Raw genomic sequence first — 24973 nt, forward strand, 5'->3', positions numbered from 1 at the left:
ATCAGGACAGCATGTCAGGGTTGGTCCCGATCGCATTTTAGGCTCTCCACATCAGGAAATCGCCCTTTTGGCATGCTTACCCTGCTTAGCGAGTCATCAACCCCTTTTTTCCTATCGGGATGCACTATTGATTCTGTTTAATTTTTTTGAAAAAAAATTAAACAATTGTCGTTCACACTTCATTAGTGTCTGTAAATCAGAATCACTGATTGAGTACTCACTATTTTCTTAACTTTTACTACACAAGCCAATGGAAACATTACCCTTCTCTACCCTCCTGCTGGTGGGCGAACTAAGACCAGGTGACGTAATTGGGTTCACCTTCTTTACGGGCTACATGGCCATGTTCGCAGCTTCAATATTTTTCTTCCTGGAGCGATCTCAGGTAGAAGGCCACTGGAAAACTTCCCTGACCATTTCGGGACTTATTACCATGATTGCTGCTGTGCACTACTTCTACATGCGTGATCAGTATCTGGCCAGCGGCCAGTCGCCAACGGAGTTTCGCTACATCGACTGGACACTCACGGTCCCGCTTATGTGTGTCGAGTTTTACATGATCATCAAGCCCTTTGGGGGCAAGGTGAGTACCATGTGGAAACTGATCGCGTATTCGGTCTGGATGCTGGTCTTCGGTTACGTCGGTGAGTCGCTCGACCGGCCGAGCAGTGCACTCTGGGGGGCTGTTTCTACCCTTGGCTACGTGGGTATTCTGTACGAAATCTACCTGGGCGATGTCAAGAAAATTGCCGTGGCCTCAAACGATGCGTCTACGTTGAAAGCGGTATCGCTGCTCCGTTGGTTCGTACTGGTTGGCTGGGCTATCTATCCAATTGGGTATATGTTGATTCCGGGTGGCCTGCTCAGTGGATTGTCCCTGAACATTGACCTGGTGTACAACATTGGCGATGCCATCAACAAAATTGGTTTTGGGCTGGTCGTTTATTCGGCGGCAGTAGCCAATTCGCAGGCTCACCATGAGGCACCCGTTCAGCGGTCTCAGAGTCCGGTAGGACAGCTGTAAGCCGCTTTCTGGCAGTTTCACGAGCGCTTTCTACCAGTGGGAGCGCTCGTGGCTGTACAATTGGCCTGGCCAGCTTCCCCAAACCAGAACCCATACCACCCCACCGTACCTATGCTGACCTACCCCCTGACCGGTGCTTCCTATCGGCCAGCCAATCTCCTGATTGGGCTGAGCCTTGGCCTGACAGGCTGGCAACTGATGTCCGGTAGTATTCCCCTGCCCGCCCAGTGGCTTATCTTCACGGGTTTGCTGTTTGGGGCGGGTATTCCGCACGGGGCTCTCGACCATCTGGTAAGTCGTCAGACCGCGCAACGCCTGGGCAAGCCGTTTTCCTGGGTCCGCTTTATAGCTGGCTATGTACTGATGATGACGGCCTACGGCTTACTATGGGCCCTGTTTCCTTCGTTTAGCCTGGCTTTATTTCTGGTTGGCTCAGCCTGGCATTTTGGCGAAACCGACATTGAGCGGGTTCCGGCTTCGATTCTCTGGACCCTGACACGGCTGGTGGCCGGCGTTCTCGTCATCTCGTTTATTCTGCTGGTCCATGCCGAGGAAGTAACGCCCATTCTGGCGCGCATAACCCGTTACGATACGCTAACGGCATCGATATGGCAGACGGCGGTCAGTCATACGCACCTACTCCTGATAGGCACCGTGCTGCTTGTAAGCGGTTTACTGGGGCTATCGATCTGGGTCAACCCGGTGGCTGTTGACTGGTTGCGACTGACTCAGCTGGTCATCATACTGGCCGTAGGATCCTGCTTACCCCTGCTGCTTTCGTTCGGTCTGTATTTCGGAGGCTGGCATGCACTCAGTTCGTTCCAGGCCATTGGCGACTACCTGAAACCTGCGGGGCCAGCTCGGTCGACCAGCCAGCGGATCTGGCTTCGGGCCGTCCCCTTTACGGCCCTCTCGCTGGCTGGTTTACTGCTCTTTTTCGGCTGGTGGCACCTCAGCACCCGCCTGTGGGATCCGCTGCCGCTGCTGTTTATTTTTCTCTCGGTCATCACCCTGCCCCATCTGTTCGCCCTCCATGGCATGCGTACGCAGCTGGACCGGTAACCCCGGCAGAACCCGACAGACATCGCAGCTGCGGGTCATCTATTTTTTCAGCGCCAGCCGGATCAGTTCGACGGTGTTCTTAACCCCCGCTTTTCGGATAATGCTGGCCCGCTGATTGGCGACCGTATTGGCACTGATATCGAATCGATCGGCAATTTCCCGGCTGCTCATTCCCTCGGTCAGGCAGGTCAGAATCTGTTCTTCGCGAGGGGTTAGCTTAGTCCAGATCGAACCGGGCGGAGGGTTACGCTGGGATTCTCCCGTCTCGCCCGGCTTCGGTACGTTGGGCAGAACCAGGTGACGGATTATGACCGACGATGCGGCCGATGGGTAGTACAGATCGCCGGTAGCTACCATCCTAACGGCTCGAAGAATCTCTTCTTCGTTCGTGTCTTTCTGCAGGTAACCGGCTGCCCCGTTCTGAACCGCACTCAGAATGTAATCGGCATTATGGTGCATACTGAAGATCAGGATACGAACCTGCGGAAATTGCCGCGATACCACCCTGGTTACGTCGATCCCCGACATGCGCGGCATAGTAATGTCCAGCAGCAGCACATCAGGACGCACTGACGGAATGAGGTCGATCGCTTCGTCACCATCGGTAGCCTCTCCCACGATCTGAATATCGGTTTCGTCTTCCAGCAGCGTCCGGATTCCCTTCCGCACCACAGCATGATCATCGGCAATAAGGAGTCGTATCGGCATGGTTAGTGAATCTGAGTGTCAGACAAAGGTAGTTTAACCACCACTCTGGTCCCTTTTTTTAGCGTCGAGCTGATGGTCAGATCACCGTTCAGCAAACGAGCCCGCGTTCGCATATTTTCCAGTCCGTTCGTTACCGACGGGACCTGCCCCCGCCGGATGGCCTTTCGGGGAGAAAACCCTTTCCCGTCATCCTCAACCGTCATGATCAGCTGAGTGCGGGTGCGCAGCAGCCTGAGGTCGATCTGCTGCGCACCCGCATACTTGACCGCGTTGTTCAGCGCTTCCTGCGCAATGCGGTACAGCCCAATTTCGACCGCCGGACTGTGGCGTTTCTCATCGCCCATACCGGTAAACTGCACATCGATGGCCGAGGCCTGCGCCGTTTGCTGAGCCAGGAGCTGCAGGGTAGCCTCCAGCCCGAAATCGCCCAGTACCGACGGCATCAGGTTATGCGAAATCTGGCGGGTTGTCTGAATAATGTCCTGAATCATGGTACAGAGTTCCTCAAACCGGAGCCGCTGCTTATCGTCCGAAAATTGAATTTTCTTAAGCTTCCCGGCATGCAGGTTGAGCCCCGTCAGCATCTGTCCGATGCCGTCGTGGAGTTCGCGGGCAAAACGCCTGCGCTCCTCTTCCTGCCCTTCCAGCAGGGCCGCCGACCGAACCCGATCTTCGGCGCGCTGCAACGCATACTTTTCATCGACCGCCCGGACCAGCAACTGCTGCGTGTCCACTAACGTACGATTGGCTGCTTCCAGATCGAGGTTGGTTATGGCCAGCCGCTCGTTGGCGAGCTGAAGTGCCTTTTTCGACTCGGCCAGCCGGCGAATGGCTCGGCGGGTGTAGTTTACGACCGGCCTGAATATCAGCAGTCCTTCAATGAGCAGGGTTAGTAAGGTTGCCAACGACAGCATCCACTCGATCCGTTCGAGGTGCTTTACCCGCGCGAAGTTTTCGGTATCGAACCGAAAAACGATTGTATTCATCTGACTCAGATAGGATGGCTCCTGAGCCAGAATCTGCTCTACGGCCTGTTTCTGCTGGCTGGTCGATAAGCCGGGCGTTCCGATCCGGACAAAGTTGTTGTAGATGGTCTGATAACTGGACTCGATCTGACCGAACATTGTGTTCAGCTCTTTGCTTTTGGGCACGTCATATGCCTTTTCCATCAGTAAACGGCCATTGCGCAGCTGCACATGGGTTGTGCTCCAGGCGGTCAGTAACGAATCGAACAGCGGGGTATCGGGCGAGAGGATACCGGCCAGTTTCAGGACGGTGATTTTGGTCAGTCGCTGACTCAGCATCCGCTGCCGCCCGGCCACATTCAAAACCCGCCCGTTGTCGTTCAGATCCCGGATAGTGCGTTTGATAAACAGGAGCCCGCTCACCGTGAGCAGGGCGATCACGGTGAGGGCCAGGATATAGAAACGGGTTAAACGGCGGGCTACCTGCTGATCGAGTTCTGTCATTCGTTATAAGCCAACGAACACCAGTCCGTTTTCCACCAGTATTGGATAGGTGGCGATCTGGTAGTCGCTATCGGTGAGGCACTGACCGGTTTTAAGCGAAAACGTCTTCTTATGGAATGGACAAGCCACTTTGTGCTCGTCGCCCTGGCTTCCGGTCATCCCCCGCGCCAGTGCCATTTGCTGCCGGTGTGGACACTGGTTGTCGGTGGCGTACCAGTCGCCGGTACGGGCAAAGTTAAAGATAGCGATCTGGCGGCCTTCTACCAATACGCAGGCGCCACCATCGGCGGGTACATCGGCAATGGTGCATACCTGATGCCAGGTAATCTCTTCTTTTTCGAGGGTTATTGACTCCATGGGCTATTGTTGTTAGGAATGAGTGAGGAGAAAGGATCGATGCGCGTAGTGAGCCTCCGCGTCGCCGATGGCGGGGTTACTGCCATTCGAGGGCGCGCTTCTGATGGCGGAGGGGCTCGAACCGGACCTGCGGATCTTTCTCCTCCGGGGCATTGACGAAGTGGGCGAACCGTTTGCGCAGGTCCGGATTTTCTACCACCTCTTTCCATTCGCAGGCGAAGGAGTCGACCAGCTGCTGCATCTCCTGCTCCAGCTGAGCGGCAATACCCAGCACATCGTCTACGACTACGGCTTTCAGGTAGGCCATGCCGCCCTCCATCTTGTTGAGCCAGGTAGCAGTTCGGGTCAGCGGGTCGGCCGTTTTGATGTAGAACATCAGGAACCGGTCGATCAGCCGGATGCAGGTTTTCTTATCCACGTCCGAAGCCAGCAACTGAGCATGCTGCGGCCGGGACCCTCCATTGCCGCATACGTACAGGTTCCAGCCCTTTTCGGTCGCTATAATCCCGAAATCCTTACTCTGCGCTTCGGCACACTCGCGGATACAGCCCGACACCCCGGACTTCAGTTTGTGGGGCGACCGGATGCCTTTGTAACGCTCTTCAACCTCGATGGCGAACGAAACCGAGTCCTGCACCCCAAACCGGCACCAGGTAGAACCGACGCAGCTTTTCACCGTACGCAGGGCTTTCCCGTAGGCATGGCCACTCTCGAAGCCAGCAGCTATCAGCTCTTCCCAGATCCGGGGCAGGTCGTTGACGTGGGCGCCGAACAGGTCGATTCGCTGACCGCCGGTGATTTTGGTATATAAGGCGTATTTTTGGGCCACCTGCCCGATCACGATCAGCTTATCGGGAGTTATCTCGCCCCCCGGAATCCGCGGTACTACCGAATACGTGCCTCCCTTCTGAATATTGGCCAGATACCGGTCGTTCGAGTCCTGAATGGGAGCCCGGTCGCTGGTCAGCACGTTCTCGTTCCAGAGGCTGGCCAGTACGGAGGCCACGACGGGCTTGCACACCTCACAGCCTGCGCCATGGCCAAACTGGCTGATAACGGCCCCAAAGGTTTTCAGCCCGTTCATTTTCACCAGATCGAGCAACTCCTGACGCGAATAATCGAAGTGTTCGCAGATTACGTTCCGGATGTACTGTCCCTGTTCGGTCAGCACGCCCGCTAGCAGGTCTTTGACCAGCGGGGTACAGCCTCCGCAACCGGTGCAGGCTTTCGTGGCTTTTTTCAGCTGATCGATGGTCGTATGCCCGTTTTCGGTGATTTCCGAACAGAGCCGGGCTTTGGTAATGGCTTCGCAGGAGCAGATGAGCGCATCGTCGGGCAGACTCATCACGCCACCCAGCGCAGTTCCGGCTCCTTCGGCGGCTCCCCGACCCGCGCCCAGAATCAGGTCTTCGGCATCGGGAGGCAGAACGGTCTTGTTCTTACAGAGCTGCAACAACATATTGTACTGCTCGGCATCGCCCACCAGTATACCACCCAGCAGTTCCTTTCCATCGGGGGTTACGTTGATTCGTTTGTAAATCCCTTTGGCTTTATTTTCATACACAATCGTCTGGCAGGCCTCTCCTTCAGCAAACGGATCGCCAAAGCTGGCAACGTCGACACCGATCAACTTCAGCTTGGTCGACATGTCATACGGCTTGAACGATTTCTCGATGCCGGTCAGCCGGGCGACGGCTACGGATGCCATTTCGTAGCCCGGCGCGACCAGTCCATATATCATATTATGAGCCAGTGCGCATTCGCCAATGGCGAAAATGGCCGGGTCCGATGTCTGCATGAACTCGTCGACCACGATACCCCCGCGCGGATGCGTATCCAGGCCAGCCCGTATTGCCAGCTCGTCGCGGGGTCGGATACCGGCCGAAATGATCAGCATATCGACGTCCAGCGTGGCGCCGTCGGCGAAGACCATGCTTTTAATGGCAGCCTCGCCCACTATCGCCTGGGTGCTTTTCCCCAGATGAACGGACAATCCTACGGTTTCGAGCCTGCGCATTAGTATGCCCGAACCGGCTTCGTCGATCTGGCGGGGCATCAGCCGGGGTGCAAACTCAACGACATGGGCTTCGTCGAGGCCCAGATCCAGCAGCGCTTTGGCCGCTTCCAGCCCCAGCAGCCCCCCGCCCAGTACGGCCCCCCGGGTTCGTTTCGGGCCGTGGGCCGCGCCTGTTCGCAGCTGACGCGCGTGCGACATGATCAGCTCCAGATCTTCGATGGTCCGGTAGACAAAGACTCCTTCTTTCTCAACCCCCGGAATAGTGGGCACGAAAGCGCCTGAGCCCGTAGCCAGTATCAGATAATCGTAAGGAACGACCCGACCCGTGTGCGACCGCACTTCCTTCCGCTCCCGGTCAATGGCAACAACCGGATCGGAGAGGTAGAGCTGAATACCGTGTTCGGCATACCAGCTAACCGGGGCCAGCGCCAGTTCATCGGCTGACTTCCCCCCGACGAACTCACTCAGATGAACCCGATCGTAGGCTACGCGCGGCTCTTCCCCAAAAACCGTTACTGTAAACGCAGTTGTTTTTTTCTCATCGGCCAGCAGCTTCTCGCAGAATTTGTAGCCGACCATCCCGTTGCCGATTACGACAACGCGCTTTGCTGTTTGTGCATACATAGTTATTAGTGACTATGAACTTATAAAAACCCTGTTTTTTAATTGTAATAATTCAAGAATTAACCCCCACGGCTTATAAATTATTACGCATCAAAATTAAACTGTCTTTTTACTTTTTCCTACAATTATATTCTTCTTATTATTAAATTTAAAGTATATTTTATTGAAAACTCTTGTTTTTAAGAATTTACCCTATACTTTTGAAGCAGAAATCACAGATAGTTATAACTCACTATTATAGTACAATTTCAATAGACACCTTAGTAGATCATCACTATGCAGCCAAAGCTAACACTCGTGGGGGCGGGTCCGGGCGACGGCGAATTGATCACCCTAAAAGGGATCAGAGCGCTCCGGCAGGCCAACGTTATTTTGTATGACGATCTGGCCAACGCCACCCTGCTGGACTTTGCTCCGGAACAAGCGCTCAGGACCTATGTGGGTAAACGAGCCGGTCAGGTGTCCATGTCGCAGGATGACATCAACCGGACGGCGGTTCGGCTGGCCCGTAAGCATGGGCATGTAGTTCGGCTGAAGGGGGGCGACCCTTTCGTGTTTGGCCGGGGGTACGAAGAGTATGCCTATGCCCTGGAACACCATATTCCCTGTGAGGTAATACCGGGCGTGTCAAGCTGCATTGCGGTACCGGCATCGCAGCACATACCGGTAACCTGCCGGGGCGTAAGCGAAAGCTTCTGGGTCATCACGGGTACCACGCGCCAGGGCGACTTGTCGGACGATCTATACCTGGCCGCCCAGTCTAAAGCGACGGTGGTTATTCTGATGGGGCTGAACAAACTGGATGAAATATGTGCGATGTACTGCCAGTACGGTCGGGGTCACTTACCGATGGCGGTGGTACAGAACGGAACACGCGCTAACGAGCAGTGCGTGGTTGGCCAGGTCTGGGAGATGCCGAGTCTGGTAGCATTGCAGGGCGTGGGGGCGCCCGCCGTGCTGATGGTCGGCGAGGTCGTTGGGTTACATCCATCCTACTCGATGGCGTATCTGCACGATCTGTCTACAGCCCGGGTCTAAAAAAAGCCGGTCCGGTGTGGGGGCACCTTTGGACCGGCTCAACAGGGTTGTCTATGTATAACACAAACGCATCAAAGAAAATGGAAAAAAGCGTCTAACGCAAACGACTTCATTTCGCCCGTGTGGTACCCCTTCTGCGGGCTTCTTCACGACCACCCCTCCCGACTCCTGTCCGTCAGGCCTTTGCCTGTTGTTTACCCGTATTCGGGTATTCCTGCTATTGCTATGTCATCTCACCGCATTCGTACCTCTGTCGATCTGGAATTTTATGAAATCACTCTACATCACCCGGCTGGCCATGTCGGTGATTATTCTGATAGTGGCCATGCCTGATCTATTCGCCCAGATTTCGCTGACGGGGCAGATCAGAACCCGCACCGAAGTTCGCGACGGACTCGGCAATCTGGCTCCTAAAAACAGTCCGGCCGCGTTGTTTACATCCCAGCGTACCCGTCTTACCTTCGGCTACAAATGGGATCGCGTCACGATCCAGACCGCCATACAGGACGTACGGGTCTGGGGTCAGGATGCCGCCACCATCAACAATGCCGATGGCAACCGGCTGATGGTTCACGAGGCCTGGGCCGAAATTACCCTCGCTAACCGCGCCGACTCCACAATCCGTTTCAGAACCATACAGAACCTGGCGCTCAGGCTGGGGCGCCAGGAACTCGTCTATGACGATGTACGCCTGCTCGGTAACCTCGACTGGCTACAGCAGGGTCGTCGGTTCGATGCGGCCCTGCTCAAAGCCCGACACCAGGGCTGGGCGCTGGATCTTGGGGCCGGATTTAATCAGAACACCGATGCCTTCGGTGTGGTGGGCAGTAATTATACCGCCGGAAACGCCCCGGCATCGGCGCTTTCGTCGGCAAACGTGAGCCTGGCTATTCCGCCTGGCTTTATGCCGACTACCGGCAAAGGGGGCGCTCCGGTGCTGGCCACGCCACTCAGCACCAACGGGCAGAATCAGCAGTTCAAATCGTTTCAGCTGGCGTATCTGACCCGTACGTTTGGACAGACCCGGTTCTCGGCCCTGATTTTCAAAGATGACTTTCAAAAGTACCGGCTCGACTCGCTCGGCAGCCCAACAACGGGTTACGTATATGGACGACGGTACGACGTAACCGGCACCAACTCCCGGCTGACCTACGGAGCCATGCTGACCGGCCAGTTCGGAAGTGCAGTAGCTAAAAACCGCAAGGTGCAGTGGCAGGCTTTTGCTTATGGACAAAACGGCAAAGACCGCGACGGACTGACCATCCGAAAAGCGTACCACTACGGCGGGAACGTCATGTTTCAGACAGGTGCGCTCAGCGTCGGCCCCGGCTACGAAGTGCTGTCGGGTAACGACGCAACGACCTTACGGGCTGGCGAAACGAACCGGTTCGATCCGCTCTATGGCACTCCCCACCGGCACTGGGGGTATATGGATTACTTCTACGTCGGCACGGGCTCACCCGCTGGTGGCCTTAGAGATGCTTTCCTGAAATTCAGATACGCCACGACCCGCCTGACCACCACCTTCGACCTGCATTATTTTGCCCTTGCGGCTCCCACCTACAACCGGATGGCCGATGCGCCCGCTGGAGCCCGGCTCGACCCGAAGCTGGGTTTGGAATACGATTTCGTGACTACTTACGCCCTGAACAAATTCACCAGCCTGGAGCTGGGCTACTCGATCATGAACGGTACCAACAGCCTGGAGTATGCCAAACAGGGTACGATGAATGCAAACGATAAGATCGGCAAATGGGCGTATCTAATGATCAACATCCGACCCGATTTTTTCTACACCAAACCTGTGGCTGTCAAGTGACTAGCCCCCAACTACCCCTTACTACCAATTTTTCACGCTTTGAACCAGAATGACTATGTCGACGGATAAATTAACCAGACTGAACATCTTCAGCATCCGCGGAGTACAGATGCGGACCTTTCATATTACCTGGCTTACCTTTTTTGTTTGCTTCTTCGGCTGGTTTGGCCTGGCTCCGCTCATGCCTGCCATCCGGGCCGATCTGGGCCTGACCAAACCCCAGGTGGGTAATACCATCATTGCCGCCGTATCGGCTACCATCTTTGCCCGGCTGATTATCGGTCGGCTCTGCGACACCTGGGGACCGCGCAAAACATACACGGCGCTGCTGATTCTGGGGTCGCTGCCAGTTATGCTCGTTGGCCTGGCCCACGATTACACCACGTTTCTGCTGTTTCGGCTGACCATTGGTGTAATTGGGGCTTCGTTTGTCATCACCCAGTTTCACACCTCCATGATGTTTGGTCCCACTATCAAAGGCACAGCCAATGCCGTTGCCGGAGGCTGGGGCAACCTGGGCGGGGGCGTTACGCAGCTCGCTATGCCCCTCATCATGAGCGCTATTGTTGGCTTTGGCTACGTAAAAGCCGACGCCTGGCGGCTGGCGATGATCGTACCGGGCGTGCTGATGCTTGTTATGGCGTTCGTCTACTACCGCTACACCCAGGACACGCCTGCTGGCAATTACGACGAAATTCAACGGGCCGACAGTCAGCAGGAAACAGTTTCGTTCTGGAAAGCCTGCGCCGATCTGCGCGTATGGGCCCTGGCTCTCGCCTATGGCTGCTGCTTCGGCATGGAGATTACCTTCGACGGGGTGGCGGCTCTTTACTTCTTCGATAACTTCCACATGGCCGAAACAGAAGCTGGTTTCTGGGCCATGCTGTTTGGCTTCATGAATATTTTTGCCCGCGCCGTTGGCGGTATCGTTGCCGACAAGGTGGGCCGGAGGTACGGCATGCGTGGTAAAGGCTTGCTCCTGGCGGGACTGCTACTTATGGAAGGCGCTGGTATTGCGCTATTTGCCCAAACGGGTAGCCTGCCGCTGGCCATTGTTTCGATGCTGACCTTCGCCATGTTTCTCAAAATGGCCAATGGCACCACCTACGCCATCACGCCTTTTGTAAATCCCAGAGCGGTCGGCATTATTTCCGGGGTGGTGGGCGCGGGCGGCAACGTGGGCGGTATGCTGATGGGCTTTCTGTTCAAATCGGCGACCATCAGCTACGGACAAGCTTTCCTGTATATCGGCGTGGTGGTGGTGTTCGTCGGTCTGCTGCTGTTGCTGGTCAATTTCAATACCGAACCCGTTGCCGAACCTGTCGAAGCTGACCTGCAAACGGCCTGATGACTGATGCTGGCTGTCGGATTCGGCAACGGGAGGTTCGTCAGCCTGTTTTTTCCAGATAATCCAATGACACACAAAACTACCTGCTGCTATTGTGGCGTTGGCTGCGGCATCGTAGTCAACCAGGAGCCAAACGGTCGGCTGACGGTTGAAGGAGACAAAGACCATCCGTCAAACCGCGGCATGTTGTGCTCCAAGGGCATGAACCTGCATTACACCGTCATGGACCAGTCGGACCGGTTGCTGTACCCACAGATGCGACTCAACCGGGCGATGCCCATGCAACGCGTAAGCTGGGATGCGGCTCTGGAACGAACAGCGGCTGTTTTCAGAACCTTGATTCAGAAATACGGACCCGATTCCGTGGCGTTTTATGTGTCGGGGCAATGCCTGACGGAGGAATATTATCTGGTCAACAAGCTGATCAAAGGGTTCATTGGCTCCAACAATATCGACACCAATTCGCGCTTGTGCATGAGTTCGGCGGTGGTGGGCTACAAGCTGTCGCTGGGCGACGATTCGGTGCCCGTCTGCTACGACGACATCGAAGCCGCCGACGTGTTTTACGTGCAGGGAGCCAACCCAGCCTGGTGCCATCCCATTCTCTGGCGACGGATCGAAGCCCACAAAGCCGCCAATCCGCACGTCAAACTGATCTGCGTCGACCCCCGCAAAACCGACTCGGCCCGTTCGTCGGATCTTCACCTGCCCATTCGTCCCGGTACCGATATTGTCCTGAACAATGCCATCGGTCGGCTATTGATCGAACAGGGCGCTGTTGACCAGTCGTTTGTCACGTCGCATATCGATGGTTTCGAGGCTTACCGGGCGCAGGTCATGCAACGCATCCTCGACGAAGCCGCCGACGTATGCGGTGTTCCAGCCGCCGACATTCAGCAGGCCGCCAACTGGATTGGTCAATCCAAAGGCTTCCTGTCGCTCTGGACCATGGGCCTCAATCAGTCGGTGATCGGCGTAAATAAAAACCTGTCGCTGATCAATCTGCACCTGATTACGGGCCGCATTGGCACACCGGGCAACGGGCCGTTTTCGCTTACCGGCCAACCCAACGCGATGGGCGGGCGCGAGGTGGGCGGCCTGGCCAATCTGTTGCCGGGACACCGGGAGGTAGCCAACGCAGCCCACCGCGCCGAGCTGGAAGCATTCTGGAACGGCCCGGTTCGGATTGCCCCGAAACCGGGCCTGACGGCTACCGAAATGTTCGACGCCCTGAACGATGATCGGTTGAAAGCCATCTGGATCATCAATACCAATCCGCTGGTGAGTATGCCCGACCTGAACGCGGCCGAGAACGCCCTCAATAAGGCGCGTTTTGTGGTGGTACAGGACGTGTCGAACCGGGCCGATACCGTCGCCTTTGCCGACGTAGTGCTGCCCGCTGCGGCATGGCTCGAAAAAGAGGGAACCATGACCAATGCCGAGCGCCGAATCACGCACCTTCCTAAGGTACTGGACGCGCCAGGAGAGGCCCTGCCCGACGTGGAGATTATCTGGCGGTTTGCCCAGAAAATGGGCTTCGGCGAGTCGTTCAACTACATTAGTGCGTCGGCCGTCTACGATGAGTATGTCGCGATCACGGCAGGCACCACAATTGACGTGACGGGGGTAAATTATGCGCTCCTGAACGAAAAACGCAGTATTCAGTGGCCCTACACACTAACGCAACGGCAGGAGCAAAAAGCGTCCGGGACGAAGCGGCTGTTCTCGGACCACCGATTTAACACCCCCAACCAACGGGCGCAGATTCACGCGGTTCCCGACGAAAACACATCTGAGCCGACCGATGACACCTTCCCCCTCATGCTGACCACCGGGCGGGTTCGCGATCAGTGGCACACCATGACCAAAACCGGGCGGGTGGCCAAACTCAATCAGCATACGCCCAAACCGTATTTGCAACTTCACCCCGACGATGCCCGAAACCGGGGCATCAACGACGGTCAACTGGTCGAGGTTCAGGGTCGCCGGGGGGTGGTTCGGGTCATTGCCCAACTGACCGACGACGTTCGGCCGGGCTTGTGTTTTCTGCCCATGCACTGGGGGAAAGCGCTCGGCGGCAACCCGGAACACGCCAACCTGAACCGCGCTAACAACCTGACCAACGCCCTGGTAGACCCCCGCTCCAAAGAGCCCGATTTCAAGTTCACGGCGGTTCAGGTGGTTCCCTACCGGAAGCCCGTCGAGAAAATCATCCTGATTGGGGCCGGTTCGGCGGGGCTGGGCTTCATCAATACCTACCGCTCGCTCAACGCGACGAGCGACGACGAGATTCACGTGTTCTCCAAAGAAATCCATCCGTTCTACAACCGGGTGCTCCTCCCCGATTACATTAGCGGGGCGCAGTCGTGGGCGCAACTGGTCAAGCTGCGCGAAGATCAGTTTGCCGACAACAACATCATCGTCCACAAAGGCGTCGGCATCGCGCACATCGACCGAAACGCCCGGGTCGTCGTAGATACGAATGGCGTCGAACACGACTATGACAAAATTCTGCTCGGCACGGGCAGTCGCGCCTTTATGCCTAAAGGGGTGCCCCGCTTACCCGGCATCTTCAACATGCGGTCGCGCCTGGATGCCGACTCACTCATGCCCTTTCTGGAACCGCCCGTCGACAGTCCTTCCGGGCCGCATGAACCCCATACAGTCATTGTAGGGGGTGGGTTACTGGGGCTCGAACTGGCCGCGTCGCTGCGTCAGATTGGGGTTCGGGTCACGGTCATTCAGCGGGCCAGCCGCTTCATGGAACGCCAGCTCGACCCGCTGGCGAGCGAACTCCTCTACCTGGAGCTACTGGACCGAGGCATCGAGGTGTACTTCAACGAAGAGGTTCAGACCTTCATGGGTACCGGCCGGGTTGAGGGTATTCAGCTCAATTCGGGTCGGCAGATACGTTGTCAGGCCGTTGTGATTGCAATTGGCACCGTACCCAACACCGAACTGGCCCAGGCTGCGGGGCTAACCTGCAACCGGGGCGTGGTGGTGAACGATTACATGCAAACGTCGGACCCCCATATATTCGCGGCTGGCGAAGTAGCGCAGTGGCGCGGGCAGATGTGGGGCATAACCCTGGCCGCCGAGCAACAGGCCGATACTGCCGCCCGGTTCATAGCTGGCGACGTATCGGCCCCATATGGGGGCAGCTTATCGGTTAGCCTACTGAAGATGGAAGGCCTTCATCTGTGCAGCATGGGGATCACGGAGATACCAGCCCCGCCCGGCTCAGCGGAGTATGCGAACTACGAAGAAATCGTATTCATCGACAAGTCGAAACGGTACTATAAAAAATGCATTGTCCACGGCGACAAGCTGGTGGGTGCTATTCTGGTCGGTGACAAGAACGAGTTTCAGGAGTTTCGCGATCTGATTGCCAACGGCACCGAACTGTCCGAGAAACGACTACAGCTCCTGCGGGCCAGCAAAAAAGTTGACCCGGTTGCGGGTAAGCTGGTGTGTTCATGCAACACCGTTGGGCAGGGCAACCTGGAAAAAGCCATTCGGGCGGGCTGCACCGATTTTCAGCAGCTTTGCCAGACCACGGGTGCCGGTACCGGCTGCGGTTCCTGCCGCCCCGAAATTCGAAGTATTCTCGTTTCCATGAGCGAGTTGGTAAATGGGTGAATGAGCGATTTGTCAATACCCGTCCCCACCTCATCCGCCACGGTGACGCGGACTCACTTATCACTTATCACTCATAACTCATCATTAAAATGAAATTCTATTATGCGTGATTATTATACAGTTACGGTCAACATACCCGGTGGTATCGTATCGGTGGGGACGCTGCAGACGGTGTTGTCGCTGGCGTACGAAGCGCGGGTTCGTCAGGTGCGCTTCGGGGCGCGGCAGCAGCTGCTGATGACGGTCCATTACGAGGACATGCGCTGGCTGGAAAAAGACTTCAAACAACACGGGATTCGCTACGAAACGACCAGTCGGTTTCCGAATATCATCAGTTCCTACTGTGGCGAGGATGTTTTTAAAACAGGCGCCTGGCTGCGGGAGAGCGAATACCATACCGTGCTTGACCAGTTCGACTACCAGCCCCGCCTGAAGGTGAATCTGTCGGATGCTAACCAGAGCTTTACGCCTTTTTTTACCGGCAACCTGAATTTTATAACCTCGCCGGAACCGCATTTCTGGTACGTATACGTTCGACCCAAACAGACGAACAGGCTGTTCCGCTGGCCCGAGCTGATCTACACCAATGACATTGGGCGACTGGCCAAAGCCATTGAGGAATCCATGCTGGATCAGGAGCATCAAAGCGAGGATACCCTCTACAGCGCCGTTACCAATGGCCGGTCGTTCATAACCCAGCCCGCTACGCAGGATGTTGACCTACCCGAGTTTTCGCTGCCGTATTACGAAGGATTCAACCGATACGGACACCGGTCCTGGCTGGGCCTGTACCGGCGCGACGAACAGTTTTCGGTGGCCTTTCTGCTCGATATTTGTACGCTTTGCCTGGCCACCCGCATCGGTGAACTCTGCGTAACGCCCTGGAAATCCGTGATCATAAAAGGTATCGAAGAGAAAGACCGGGCCAAATGGTCGCGGGTGCTGGGCAAACACAACATCAATGTTCGCCACGCAGCCAATGAACTGGCCTGGCAGACGGAAGACCATACGGACGACGGTACCCGGCTCAAACATTTCCTAATCCGCTATTTCGAGAAGAACGACACCCGTACGTTTGGGTTGTGTTTCGGGGTGCAGACCCGCCCCAAATCCGAAGTGTTCGGTTCGATTCTGGTGCGCAAACGCCCGCTGCTTCAACTCGGGCAACTGGCCCTGCTGAGCGTCTACGACCTGTACTACACGGAGAACTTTAACCCGAATAGCCGAACCTATCACCGGTTCGAGAAAGGCCTGTTGAAAATTCACCTGCCCGCGCAAATCGACCGCCTGTGCCGCACCTACAGCAGCCGTCGGCTACGCGAAACCAGCGAGGCTCTATCCGTCAGATCCGAAGAATCGCCGGTCCAGATACTATCGGTGCCACCAGGCCATCAGTGCCCCCACTGCTTTACCCTTTACGATGAGCGGTATGGCGATGTACTCAGCGACATACCGGCTGGTGTTTCCTTCGATAACCTGCCGGATGGCTACACCTGTCCGACCTGCGACGCCCCCAAAACCGATTTTGTGGCGATAGCCTTACCGGACCCGGCGGTGCTCTAACGACGACTGGATCATGCTTTTCGAATCCGCCGGTATAGTCGGATCGCCAGCAGCAGCACGATCAGCAGCGCAAACAGGCCCAGCATGCCCCAGAGCATGTTCAGCGCATCTTTCAGAATGACCAGAAATACAATGGCGAATAAGAACAGGGTAGCTACTTCGTTCCAGATTCGGAGCTGGTTGGACGTATAGCGCAACTCTCCGCGCTGCTGCTGCCGGAACAGAACGTGGCATGAGCCGTGGTAGAGGTATAAGCCCAGCACCAGACCTAGTTTGTAAATAAGCCAGTCGGGGGTAGCGCCGTACTGGTACCAGGTGTTGAGGCCCAGCGCCAGGGTAACCACCGCCGATGGCCAGGTAATGCCATACCACAGCCGGCGCTGCATCAGTCGAAGCTGGTCCTGCAAAACGCGCCGGCCCGGCTCGGTCAGCGACTCGGCCTCGGTAACGTAAATGAACAAACGCGGTATGTAAAACAGACCTGCGAACCAGGTCACGACAAAAATGATGTGGAGGGATTTGCTGTACAGAAATGCCATAAATCAGCTCGGTCGGGCATGCGTGCAGGACGAATATACGGCAACTCGACGAACCGATATAAAAAGATCCTGCCGGTTGTTCTAGCACCGACAGGATTCATATCACCTAAAACAACTATGAAAAGTAACTAGTCCAGCAACGCCGGTATGTCAACGAGCCACACGATCAGCAAAGCCAGCAAAAACAAACCAATCATCAGTATTAACAGCCAGTCGGGTCGTCGGCTTTTCACCGGGACGGGCGCGGGCGGGTTAACGGGCGGTTGTTGCCGCGGCTGGTGATCGTCGAAGCGAATCGGATCAGCGTCTGCCTTTCCGGTTGGCCTGTTCGATGGGCGGGCTTTTTCGGTGAGTCGTAACATACCCCAAAATTCACCCCTACTTCTTAAAATGGGCTAAGTTGTACCTTAGAATTTCATTAGAGATCAGGCTGGCGGGGCAGCTCGATCCGAAACACGGTGGGCTCGCCATCGGCTGACCGCACAAACAGCCGACCCTGGTGAAGACGAACGATCTGTTCGACCAGGGGCAGGCCGATCCCGTAACCGCGTACGTCGGCGGTGGGGTTGGCCCGGTAAAAAGGCTGAAAAATATACGGCAGGTCATCGGCCGGGATGGGCTGCCCCTGGTTGCTGACACTGACGCAGACCCAGTCGCCTTCGAACTCGACCCGGAGCGCAGCCTGGCCATCGGAGGCAAACTTACAGGCGTTTTCGGTGAGGTTGATCAGCGCCGTTCGGATCAGGGTCGTACTGCCAGCTACGGTCAGCCGATCAAAATCATCGGGTAGTTCGCCCAGGTCGACCGTCACCCTGTACGCCGGGAGGAGGTTGTTGACATGATCCCGCACGTCCCAGACTACCTCGTCGAGCCGCATCGTATCGGTCAGCAGACGGGCCGGATCGGCGTCGTTCACCTGCGACAGTTTCAGCAACTCCAGGGTCAGCGCCGACAGGTGACCAACATCTTCCAGCACCGACCGGATGGTGCGCTGATAGGCCTCGGGTTCGCGCCGGTTCAGCAGGCTGACTTCGAGTTGCGAACTGATCTGGGTAAGCGGGTTTTTCAGCTCGTGCGAGACGTTGGCCACAAACATGCGCTGCAGGCGAAACGACTCTTCGATCCGGTCGAGCAGCCGGTTGATGGTGGCCGAAAGCCGGCTAATCTCATCGTCTTCCCGGCTGATCCGGAGCCGCTCGTGCATGGTTCTTGGAAAGATATCGGTCAGTTGTTCCTCGATCTGCTGCATCGGTTCGAGCGCATCGCCCGCATACAGCCGGCCAGCAAAGGCAACGATGCCTACTATCGCCAGAAAAAGCCCGCCAAAGGTCCAGAGCATCGTGCGCAGAAACCGGTCGCCATACACGTTTCGGGCCGAAGCCAGCACCACAAAATCGCCGTCCGGCACCTGATACCGGATACCCGACACATAGTATCGCTGCCAGCGAAAATCCCGTTTACCCTGTTTGCGGATAGCCTGTAGCTCGCGCGCCGGCATGCCCAGCCGCAGGTCGTCGTTGGTCATGAAGACCGGCACATCCCGCACGTTATAAACGGTAATCTTCTGGTCGGGCAGCTGATCTTTGCGCAACTGGCTCACCCGTCGGAGCAACCGGGGTTCCATCTTCTGCCGCAGGAGCAACTCGCCGTATGTACTCGCCTTCCGATCGAGCCGATGGTAGAAGTCGGACGAGATATAATACCAGCAGAACCCGTAAATACTCGCAAACGTCAGCGCCAGGATGGCCGAAACCAAGCCCGTAAAGCGAAGCGTCAGGCGTGTACGAATGGTCATTCTTCTTTCAGGACATAACCCATTCCGAACTGGGTATGAATGAGTTTGGTGGGAAAGTCGCGATCAATTTTTTTACGCAGGTAGTTGATATACACCTCAACCACGTTCGTACCCGTATCGAAATTAATATCCCACACCCGTTCGGCAATATCGGGTTTCGATAGGACCCGACCCTGGTTTCGCATCAGGTATTCCAGAAGAGCGAATTCGCGGGCGGTCAGGTCGATTAGCCGTCCGTCGCGACTTACGGTCTTGGCATCGAGGTTCATTTCGATACCGGCGTAGCGGAGTGTCTGGGCCGTCATGGTCACCAGGGTGCTGCGTTTGGTCAGCGACCGCACCCGGGCCAGCAGCTCGGCAAACTGAAAGGGTTTGGTCAGGTACTGATCGGCCCCGGCGTCAAATCCTTTTATCTTGTCTTCTGTCTCTCCCAGGGCCGTCAGGAGTAAAACCGGTGTAGTTAGTCCATGCTGGCGCAGTTCGTTAACCAGTTCGAAGCCATTCAGGCCAGGCAGTATTACGTCGGTAATAATCAGGGCATAAGTCGTTTTCATTGCCAGCCGTTTGGCAATCAGCCCGTCATACGCGACATCTACCTCAAACTGACTTTCTTCCAGGCCCTGCTGAATCGCCTGCAGGGTTTTGGGCTCGTCTTCGACCACCAGAATTTTCATACCGTTGCTGTTTAGTACTACCAACCGGAACCTGCAATTTCTTGTTCAGGGACCATGAAAACTATATCTATCCGAATTGTTGTATTTAATCTTACTATTTACCAATTTTGATTCATCGGATGTCCTGACAGGCTCCCACACTCATTGCTTTTTTCAATTCAGGTTGTATTCAAACCAAAAAGGCTGGCCGCACTACGACCAGCTTTTTTTATGTAACTAGTAGACTACAAGGGTATTCTGGCCAAAACCCGGCCTCGACCGGGTTCGTATGGCAGCCTGTATTCAGCGGGGCCGGCGCCAGGTGTGCATGACGAGCGGGCCGTTGCTCAGCGCCGTCACCAGCCGGTCCGGATTACGGAGCCAGTACGTCCGGCGTGCATCGCCCGTTACGCTGAAGCCGGTTTCGCCAGCCTCCATCGCTGCAAACTGCCCCCGGCCATTCCCGCTCAATAATACCCCCCGCGACGCATCCTGACGCCCCATGTTTGCTTCGTTCGTATAGCAATTACCGGTAGCCAGGGCATCCAGATGGCCGTCCCGGTTGAAGTCAGCGACGACAAAGCCAAAGATAGGTGACTGCTGCGCCAGACCGGGGAGCGGATGCAGCGTAAATCGCCCACCCCCTTTGTTTTCGGCATAGCAGCTTCGAAGCTCGGTGGCCTGCCCCTGAAAAGCATCCTGGAGTTCCTGATCCGAAAAAAGGTCACTGAACTGGGCCTCGGCATAGTCGGCATAGCGCAGAAACTTCCGCCGAAACTGGATGACCTGCTGGTTCAGGGCATCGCGGGGCAGCGCCGGGTATCGGGTTCCGTTGATGAAATACCCCATGATAGGATCGAAGAGACCGTCCTGGTTGAAGTCTTTGCCGTAAATCAGGATCGGTTCGTTTTTCGACGCCCGGTACAGGGTGTTTAGCCCCTCGTTGCCCAGCATCAGATCCAGATCTCCATCCTTGTCAAAATCGCCACTGGCCAGGCAGTTCCACCAACCGGCCGACGTGTCAGGGGTTTCCGACGGCGTCGTGGCTTTTCTGCTGAACCGGCCGTTCCGATTCTCCAGCACCGTCAGGGGCATCCACTCACCGACCAGTACCAGATCCTCGTCGCCGTCAGCGTCGACATCCATCGGCAGCGCATCACAGACCATACCCAGGTTGGCCAGGTCGGGGGCCAGCTGAGCCGTTACGTCGGTGAACCGCAGCGGCCCACCCGCTTGCCGGTCGTTACGAAGGAGGTAGCCAGACGCTGGCAAGGGGTATTTGCCGGGCACCTGCCGACCCGCAATCAGCACGTCCTGGTCGCCGTCTCGATCAAAGTCAACGGCCCGTACGGTCTGGCTGCTGACGGCCAGTGAGGGCAGCGCAGATACTGCCTGGAAGCGACCAGCCCCATCATTTCGATACAGTACTGGCTGGAATGCTTCCGCTACCGACAGTGGGCGTTCGTTGCCCCCCCCGACAACCAGTAAGTCGTTATCATGATCGTTATCGGCGTCAAACAGCAGTACAGCGCCCACTTCCATGGGCGTATTGGGCATCCAGTCGACTCGTCTGAACCGCCCATCGGCCTGCCCGAAGAGTAGGCCTCCCCCACTGCCCCGGTACGACGCCCCAACGGCTATGTCATCGTACGCATCGCCATTGAGGTCGCCCACCGCCACTGCCGCTCCCGTCCGCGAGAGCATTTTGTGCAGGGCCGGGTAGGTTTTAAAATCAACGAAGTCTGACTCCTGATGAACAAAGTCGGTGCCGGCAGGTAGCCGTTCGAACAGCGGAGCCGCCGACGGTTGTACTCGTTCGGGCCGCAATCGGGCATCGGCAGCCCGAAACACCAGCCGCTGGTTAGCCCCTACCTGGTACCGCATCTCGGTCAGCCCACCTGGCCATACGACCCGTATCGAATCTGCCTGGGACGCCGTACCCAACCCGATTACCAGCCCCCTACCGACCGACGATAGATACCCGCGTACCGGAAACTGCTCCAGCACCTGCTGCACCGGCTTTTTGCCCCCTGCCCAGACCGTTACGGTTGCGCCGATACCGGCCCGGTTCGCAGCGGTGCCCTCGAATGCGAGCGACAGATACCCGTTTTTGAGCCGCTGACGGCTGTTGTTACGAAAGAGCGACGCTTCCTGATCGATGTTGTTCACGATCAGGTCAAGGTCGCCATCGCTATCGAGGTCAGCGTAGGCGGCTCCGTTCGCGTACGACAGTTCGTCGAGTCCCCAGTTGGCCGATACATCCTCGAACGACAGGTTGCTTCGATTGCGATACGCGTAATTGCGCAGCCGGATTTCGGGAATTTTCTGAAGCAGCTTATTCCGTTGTTCCTGACGGGCCTGGTCGGTTCCGAAGGTGCCAAACTCTTCCGTAAAGCTGATAAAATCGCGGTCGGTTACGTTTTTCCGATAGCCGTTCGTCACAAATACGTCCTTGTAACCGTCCAGGTCGAGGTCGGCCAGCAGGGTTGTCCAGCTCCAGTCGGTCTGGGCCAGGCCAGCCAGCAAACCCAGTTCGCCGAAGGTGGGGACGCCATTGGCCTGTCCGCGGTTTATCTGAAGGGTGTTGCGCATGTACTGGAGCTGGTAGCCATACTGGGGCGACAGGCTCAGCTCTTTCTTGTCATAATCGGGCGCGCCCAGCATCATCTTCTGCCGGGCATTGTCGCGGGGCAGCATATCCAGCTGCATCAGATCGATGCGCCCGTCGTTGTTGATATCGGCCGCGTCGATGCCCATACCGTACAGGCTGGTGTGAGCCATCGAGGCCCGGATGCTGTTTTGAAACGTTCCCTGACTGTCGGGTTTGGCCCCTTTGTTGAGGTACAATATATCGCTGCTGATGAAGTCGTTGGAGCAGTACAGATCGGGGTAGCCGTCCTGATTCAGGTCCGAAACCACCACGCCCAGTCCCAGCCCTTCGTACCGGATGCCGGCAGCGGTCGACACGTCGCGAAAGACCGGGTGCCCGGCAGGTCCGAACCCTTCGTTACGATACAGTCGACCCGTAGACGGATAGGTTCCGTTGTTGATGGCCGGGCGCAGGTAATTCGGGTTCTGCAGATCGGGGGCTGTGTTGAGCAGGAACACATCGAGGTCACCATCGAGATCACAATCGAAAAAAGCAGCCTGGGTCGTGTATCCTGCAAAGTCGAGGCCGTAGGCAGCCGCTTCTTCGCGGAAGGTAGGAGAAGCTGTTTTCTGGTTGATGAACAGCAGGTTGCGAGTCTCGCGCAGGGCCGGATGCGCAGCTACGCTCACGTACAGATCGTCCCAGCCATCCTGGTTGATATCGACGACCGATACGCCCGTACACCAGCGCCGGGTTCTGAGTCCGGCCGCATCGGTAGCGTCGGCGAAGCGAAAATCAGACGACCCGGCCGGTGTCTGGTTGATGTACAGTCGGCACGATTCCTGATTACCGGTGAAAAACAGATCGGGCTTGCCGTCGTGGTTAAAATCGCCCACGCCCACTCCTCCACCATTGTAGAAATTGGTAAACGTAAACGCATTCAGCGAGTCCGACGGCGTCAGGGTGTTGGCAAAGTCGATTCCCGACTCGCTGGCTTCGATTGTATCGAACAGGGGCTCCGGTTTGGGCTGGCACCCGACGATACCACCGGCCATCAGGATACTAAAAAGAACGAGCGCTTTCGGCATGGAATACATTATCCAGCAAGGTTACTAACATAAACTCCCTTCCCAAATCAGTTCGGGAAGGGAGTCTACTCGGGTTAAGGACCAACGATCAGCCGGGCTTAGTAGCCGGGGTTCTGGTCTTTCTGATCGAGAGCCGGGCTATTGTCGAGTTCAACCTGTGGAATCGGCAGCAACTCGTGCTTGTTGGCAATGAAATACGACAGCGGCTCCGACTTCTGCTTCTTGTTCTTCCGCCAGCGGATGATGTCGAAGTTGCGGACCTGTTCGGCTGCCAGTTCAACCATCCGCTCGTGGACAATGGCATCAAACACCTGGCTCTGGTTGGCACAGGGATAGTTTTTGGTCGGGTACGGGGGCATGCTGACCGACTTCCGGGCCCGAACCTGGTTCATCAGACTGATGGCAGCCGCCTGGTTACCGGTCTCGTTTTCGCATTCGGCCAGCATCAGCAGCACGTCGGCATAGCGCATAATCCGCATGTTGATGCCGCTCTGGGCATAGCCGTTGTCGATCTTGTACAGAACCGAATATTTACGCCAGCTGACCTTTATCGTTTTGCCGTCGACAACCGAGGCATTTCCCTGCACCCGGTCGGGGGTTAATACACTGGTGCCGTTGTTAAATTTATCCCCTTCTACCCAATAGGAGAAGGTATAGCGCGGATCATTTTTGGCGTCGCCGGCCGACACCCGCTCGTAGGCGTTCAGGATTTTGTTGGACGGGATAACGTTACGCCAGCCGATAGCTGAGTATTCCTGCGTCCGTACGGTTTCTTCCTGTACGGCCGACCCATCGCTGTCGCCACCCCAGTTGTACGCTCCGCCCGAAGGGGCGTAGACGACCTCGAAGATCGACTCTGTGTTGAACTCGCCCTCTTCGTTGGTCAGATCCGTATATTCATCAACCAACTTGTACAGACCCGAGTTGACTACTTTCTGCAGTTCAGCTTTGGCGTTGGTGTAATCGCCCAGCTGGAGGTAGGTGCGGGCCAGCAGCGTCTGGGCTGCGGCTTTGGTGGCCCGGCCCAGGTTTCTGGCGTCGTAGGTAGTCGGCAAACCAGCCTCTGCCGTCTTCAGGTCGGCAATGACGAAATCATACACTTCCTTCTGCGAAGAACGCCCCAATGCCCCGTCGACCGACTTGGCAAATTCTTTGTACAGCGGCACTCCCCCGTACAGCGTAGCCAGTTCATAATATGCCCAGGCTCGCAGGAACCGGGCCTCACCCAGGAGCCGGTCGCGTACGGCGGGGGTAACGCTCGTCAGGGAGCCGCCTTTTTCAATGACCACGTTGGCCCGGTGAATGGTCCGGTACCAGCCCCGCCACACACTACCCGACACCGAGTTACCCGTGTCGTGCACGCCAATGAGCAGCTGGTTACGGGGCGTTTCGAGCTGACCGCCCCCCGATGCCATTTCGTCGCCCCGCAGGTCGTGGGTAAAAAACCACTCCCGCGAAACCAGACTGTTAGATTGAACCAGCGCGTAGATCGAGTTTACACCGGCCGTCAGCTCGTCCGCGTTGTTAAAGTACGTATCGAAGGTTACGCCATTCGGGTTCACCTTGTTCAGTTCGTCGTCGCTACAGCTGATGCCAATGCCGAGCAGCAGGGCAGCGCAGAGGATTGTCTTTTTCATGAT

17 protein-coding genes are annotated in these 24973 nt (G+C 56.5%); 7 read left to right on the forward strand and 10 right to left on the reverse strand.

Annotated features, from left to right (window positions below; all coding sequences use genetic code 11):
- The first annotated feature begins 250 nt into the window (after positions 1-250).
- Both B1C80_RS10645 and B1C80_RS10650 read left to right on the forward strand, forming a co-directional pair.
- Positions 251-1024: a bacteriorhodopsin-like gene (locus tag B1C80_RS10645; RefSeq protein WP_077921070.1), complete on the forward strand. Its 774-nt coding sequence runs from the start codon at positions 251-253 to the stop codon at positions 1022-1024.
- A gap of 111 nt (positions 1025-1135) precedes the next feature.
- On the forward strand, positions 1136-2086 hold the full coding sequence (locus B1C80_RS10650; protein ID WP_077921071.1) for a Brp/Blh family beta-carotene 15,15'-dioxygenase: 951 nt from the start codon (positions 1136-1138) through the stop codon (positions 2084-2086).
- Positions 2087-2125: 39 nt separating this feature from the next.
- Here B1C80_RS10650 and B1C80_RS10655 read toward each other — a convergent pair whose 3' ends face one another.
- From B1C80_RS10655 to nirB, 4 genes are all read right to left on the reverse strand, one after another.
- The gene (locus B1C80_RS10655; RefSeq protein ID WP_077921072.1) at positions 2126-2794 is read right to left on the reverse strand and encodes a response regulator transcription factor; all 669 of its coding nucleotides are present in this window, start codon (positions 2792-2794) and stop codon (positions 2126-2128) included.
- A gap of 2 nt (positions 2795-2796) precedes the next feature.
- On the reverse strand, positions 2797-4263 hold the full coding sequence (locus tag B1C80_RS10660) for an ATP-binding protein (RefSeq protein WP_077921073.1): 1467 nt from the start codon (positions 4261-4263) through the stop codon (positions 2797-2799).
- Between the two features lie 3 nt (positions 4264-4266).
- Positions 4267-4620: a nitrite reductase small subunit NirD gene (nirD, locus tag B1C80_RS10665; RefSeq protein WP_077921074.1), complete on the reverse strand. Its 354-nt coding sequence runs from the start codon at positions 4618-4620 to the stop codon at positions 4267-4269.
- 76 nt (positions 4621-4696) lie between these two features.
- Positions 4697-7261 carry a nitrite reductase large subunit NirB gene (gene nirB, locus B1C80_RS10670; RefSeq protein ID WP_077921075.1) on the reverse strand — a complete coding sequence of 855 codons (2565 nt, stop codon included), beginning with the start codon at positions 7259-7261 and terminating at the stop codon, positions 4697-4699.
- A 276-nt stretch (positions 7262-7537) separates the two neighbouring features.
- On the opposite strand from nirB, the gene cobA reads away from it, so the two are divergent.
- The 5 genes from cobA to B1C80_RS10695 all read left to right on the forward strand — a co-directional run bounded on the left by cobA (position 7538) and on the right by B1C80_RS10695 (position 16668).
- A complete protein-coding gene (gene cobA, locus B1C80_RS10675) occupies positions 7538-8299 on the forward strand; it encodes a uroporphyrinogen-III C-methyltransferase (RefSeq protein WP_077921076.1) in 762 nt (253 codons plus the stop codon).
- 268 nt (positions 8300-8567) lie between these two features.
- Positions 8568-10118 (forward strand): alginate export family protein, encoded by a 1551-nt coding sequence (locus B1C80_RS10680; RefSeq protein WP_139361634.1) that lies wholly within the window; start codon positions 8568-8570, stop codon positions 10116-10118.
- A gap of 55 nt (positions 10119-10173) precedes the next feature.
- On the forward strand, positions 10174-11466 hold the full coding sequence (locus B1C80_RS10685; RefSeq protein ID WP_369822688.1) for a NarK family nitrate/nitrite MFS transporter: 1293 nt from the start codon (positions 10174-10176) through the stop codon (positions 11464-11466).
- 66 nt (positions 11467-11532) lie between these two features.
- Positions 11533-15105 carry a nitrate reductase gene (locus tag B1C80_RS10690; protein WP_077921164.1) on the forward strand — a complete coding sequence of 1191 codons (3573 nt, stop codon included), beginning with the start codon at positions 11533-11535 and terminating at the stop codon, positions 15103-15105.
- A gap of 102 nt (positions 15106-15207) precedes the next feature.
- Positions 15208-16668 (forward strand): rubredoxin, encoded by a 1461-nt coding sequence (locus tag B1C80_RS10695; RefSeq protein ID WP_077921078.1) that lies wholly within the window; start codon positions 15208-15210, stop codon positions 16666-16668.
- Between the two features lie 11 nt (positions 16669-16679).
- Here B1C80_RS10695 and B1C80_RS10700 read toward each other — a convergent pair whose 3' ends face one another.
- From B1C80_RS10700 to B1C80_RS10725, 6 genes are all read right to left on the reverse strand, one after another.
- On the reverse strand, positions 16680-17207 hold the full coding sequence (locus B1C80_RS10700) for a CopD family protein (protein WP_077921079.1): 528 nt from the start codon (positions 17205-17207) through the stop codon (positions 16680-16682).
- A gap of 128 nt (positions 17208-17335) precedes the next feature.
- Complete coding sequence (locus B1C80_RS10705) at positions 17336-17569, reverse strand: hypothetical protein (RefSeq protein ID WP_077921080.1); 234 nt, start codon at positions 17567-17569, stop codon at positions 17336-17338.
- Between the two features lie 56 nt (positions 17570-17625).
- Complete coding sequence (locus B1C80_RS10710) at positions 17626-19002, reverse strand: HAMP domain-containing sensor histidine kinase (protein WP_077921081.1); 1377 nt, start codon at positions 19000-19002, stop codon at positions 17626-17628.
- A complete protein-coding gene (locus B1C80_RS10715) occupies positions 18999-19676 on the reverse strand; it encodes a response regulator (protein ID WP_077921082.1) in 678 nt (225 codons plus the stop codon). Before B1C80_RS10715 ends, B1C80_RS10710 begins: the two co-directional genes overlap by 4 nt.
- Positions 19677-19958: 282 nt before the next feature.
- A complete protein-coding gene (locus B1C80_RS10720) occupies positions 19959-23342 on the reverse strand; it encodes an FG-GAP-like repeat-containing protein (RefSeq protein WP_077921083.1) in 3384 nt (1127 codons plus the stop codon).
- A gap of 89 nt (positions 23343-23431) precedes the next feature.
- Positions 23432-24970: a RagB/SusD family nutrient uptake outer membrane protein gene (locus B1C80_RS10725; RefSeq protein ID WP_077921084.1), complete on the reverse strand. Its 1539-nt coding sequence runs from the start codon at positions 24968-24970 to the stop codon at positions 23432-23434.
- Between the last annotated feature and the right edge of the window lie 3 nt (positions 24971-24973).

It is taken from the genome of Spirosoma sp. 209, assembly GCF_002006735.1.
Classification (GTDB): Bacteria; Bacteroidota; Bacteroidia; order Cytophagales; family Spirosomataceae; genus Spirosoma; species Spirosoma sordidisoli.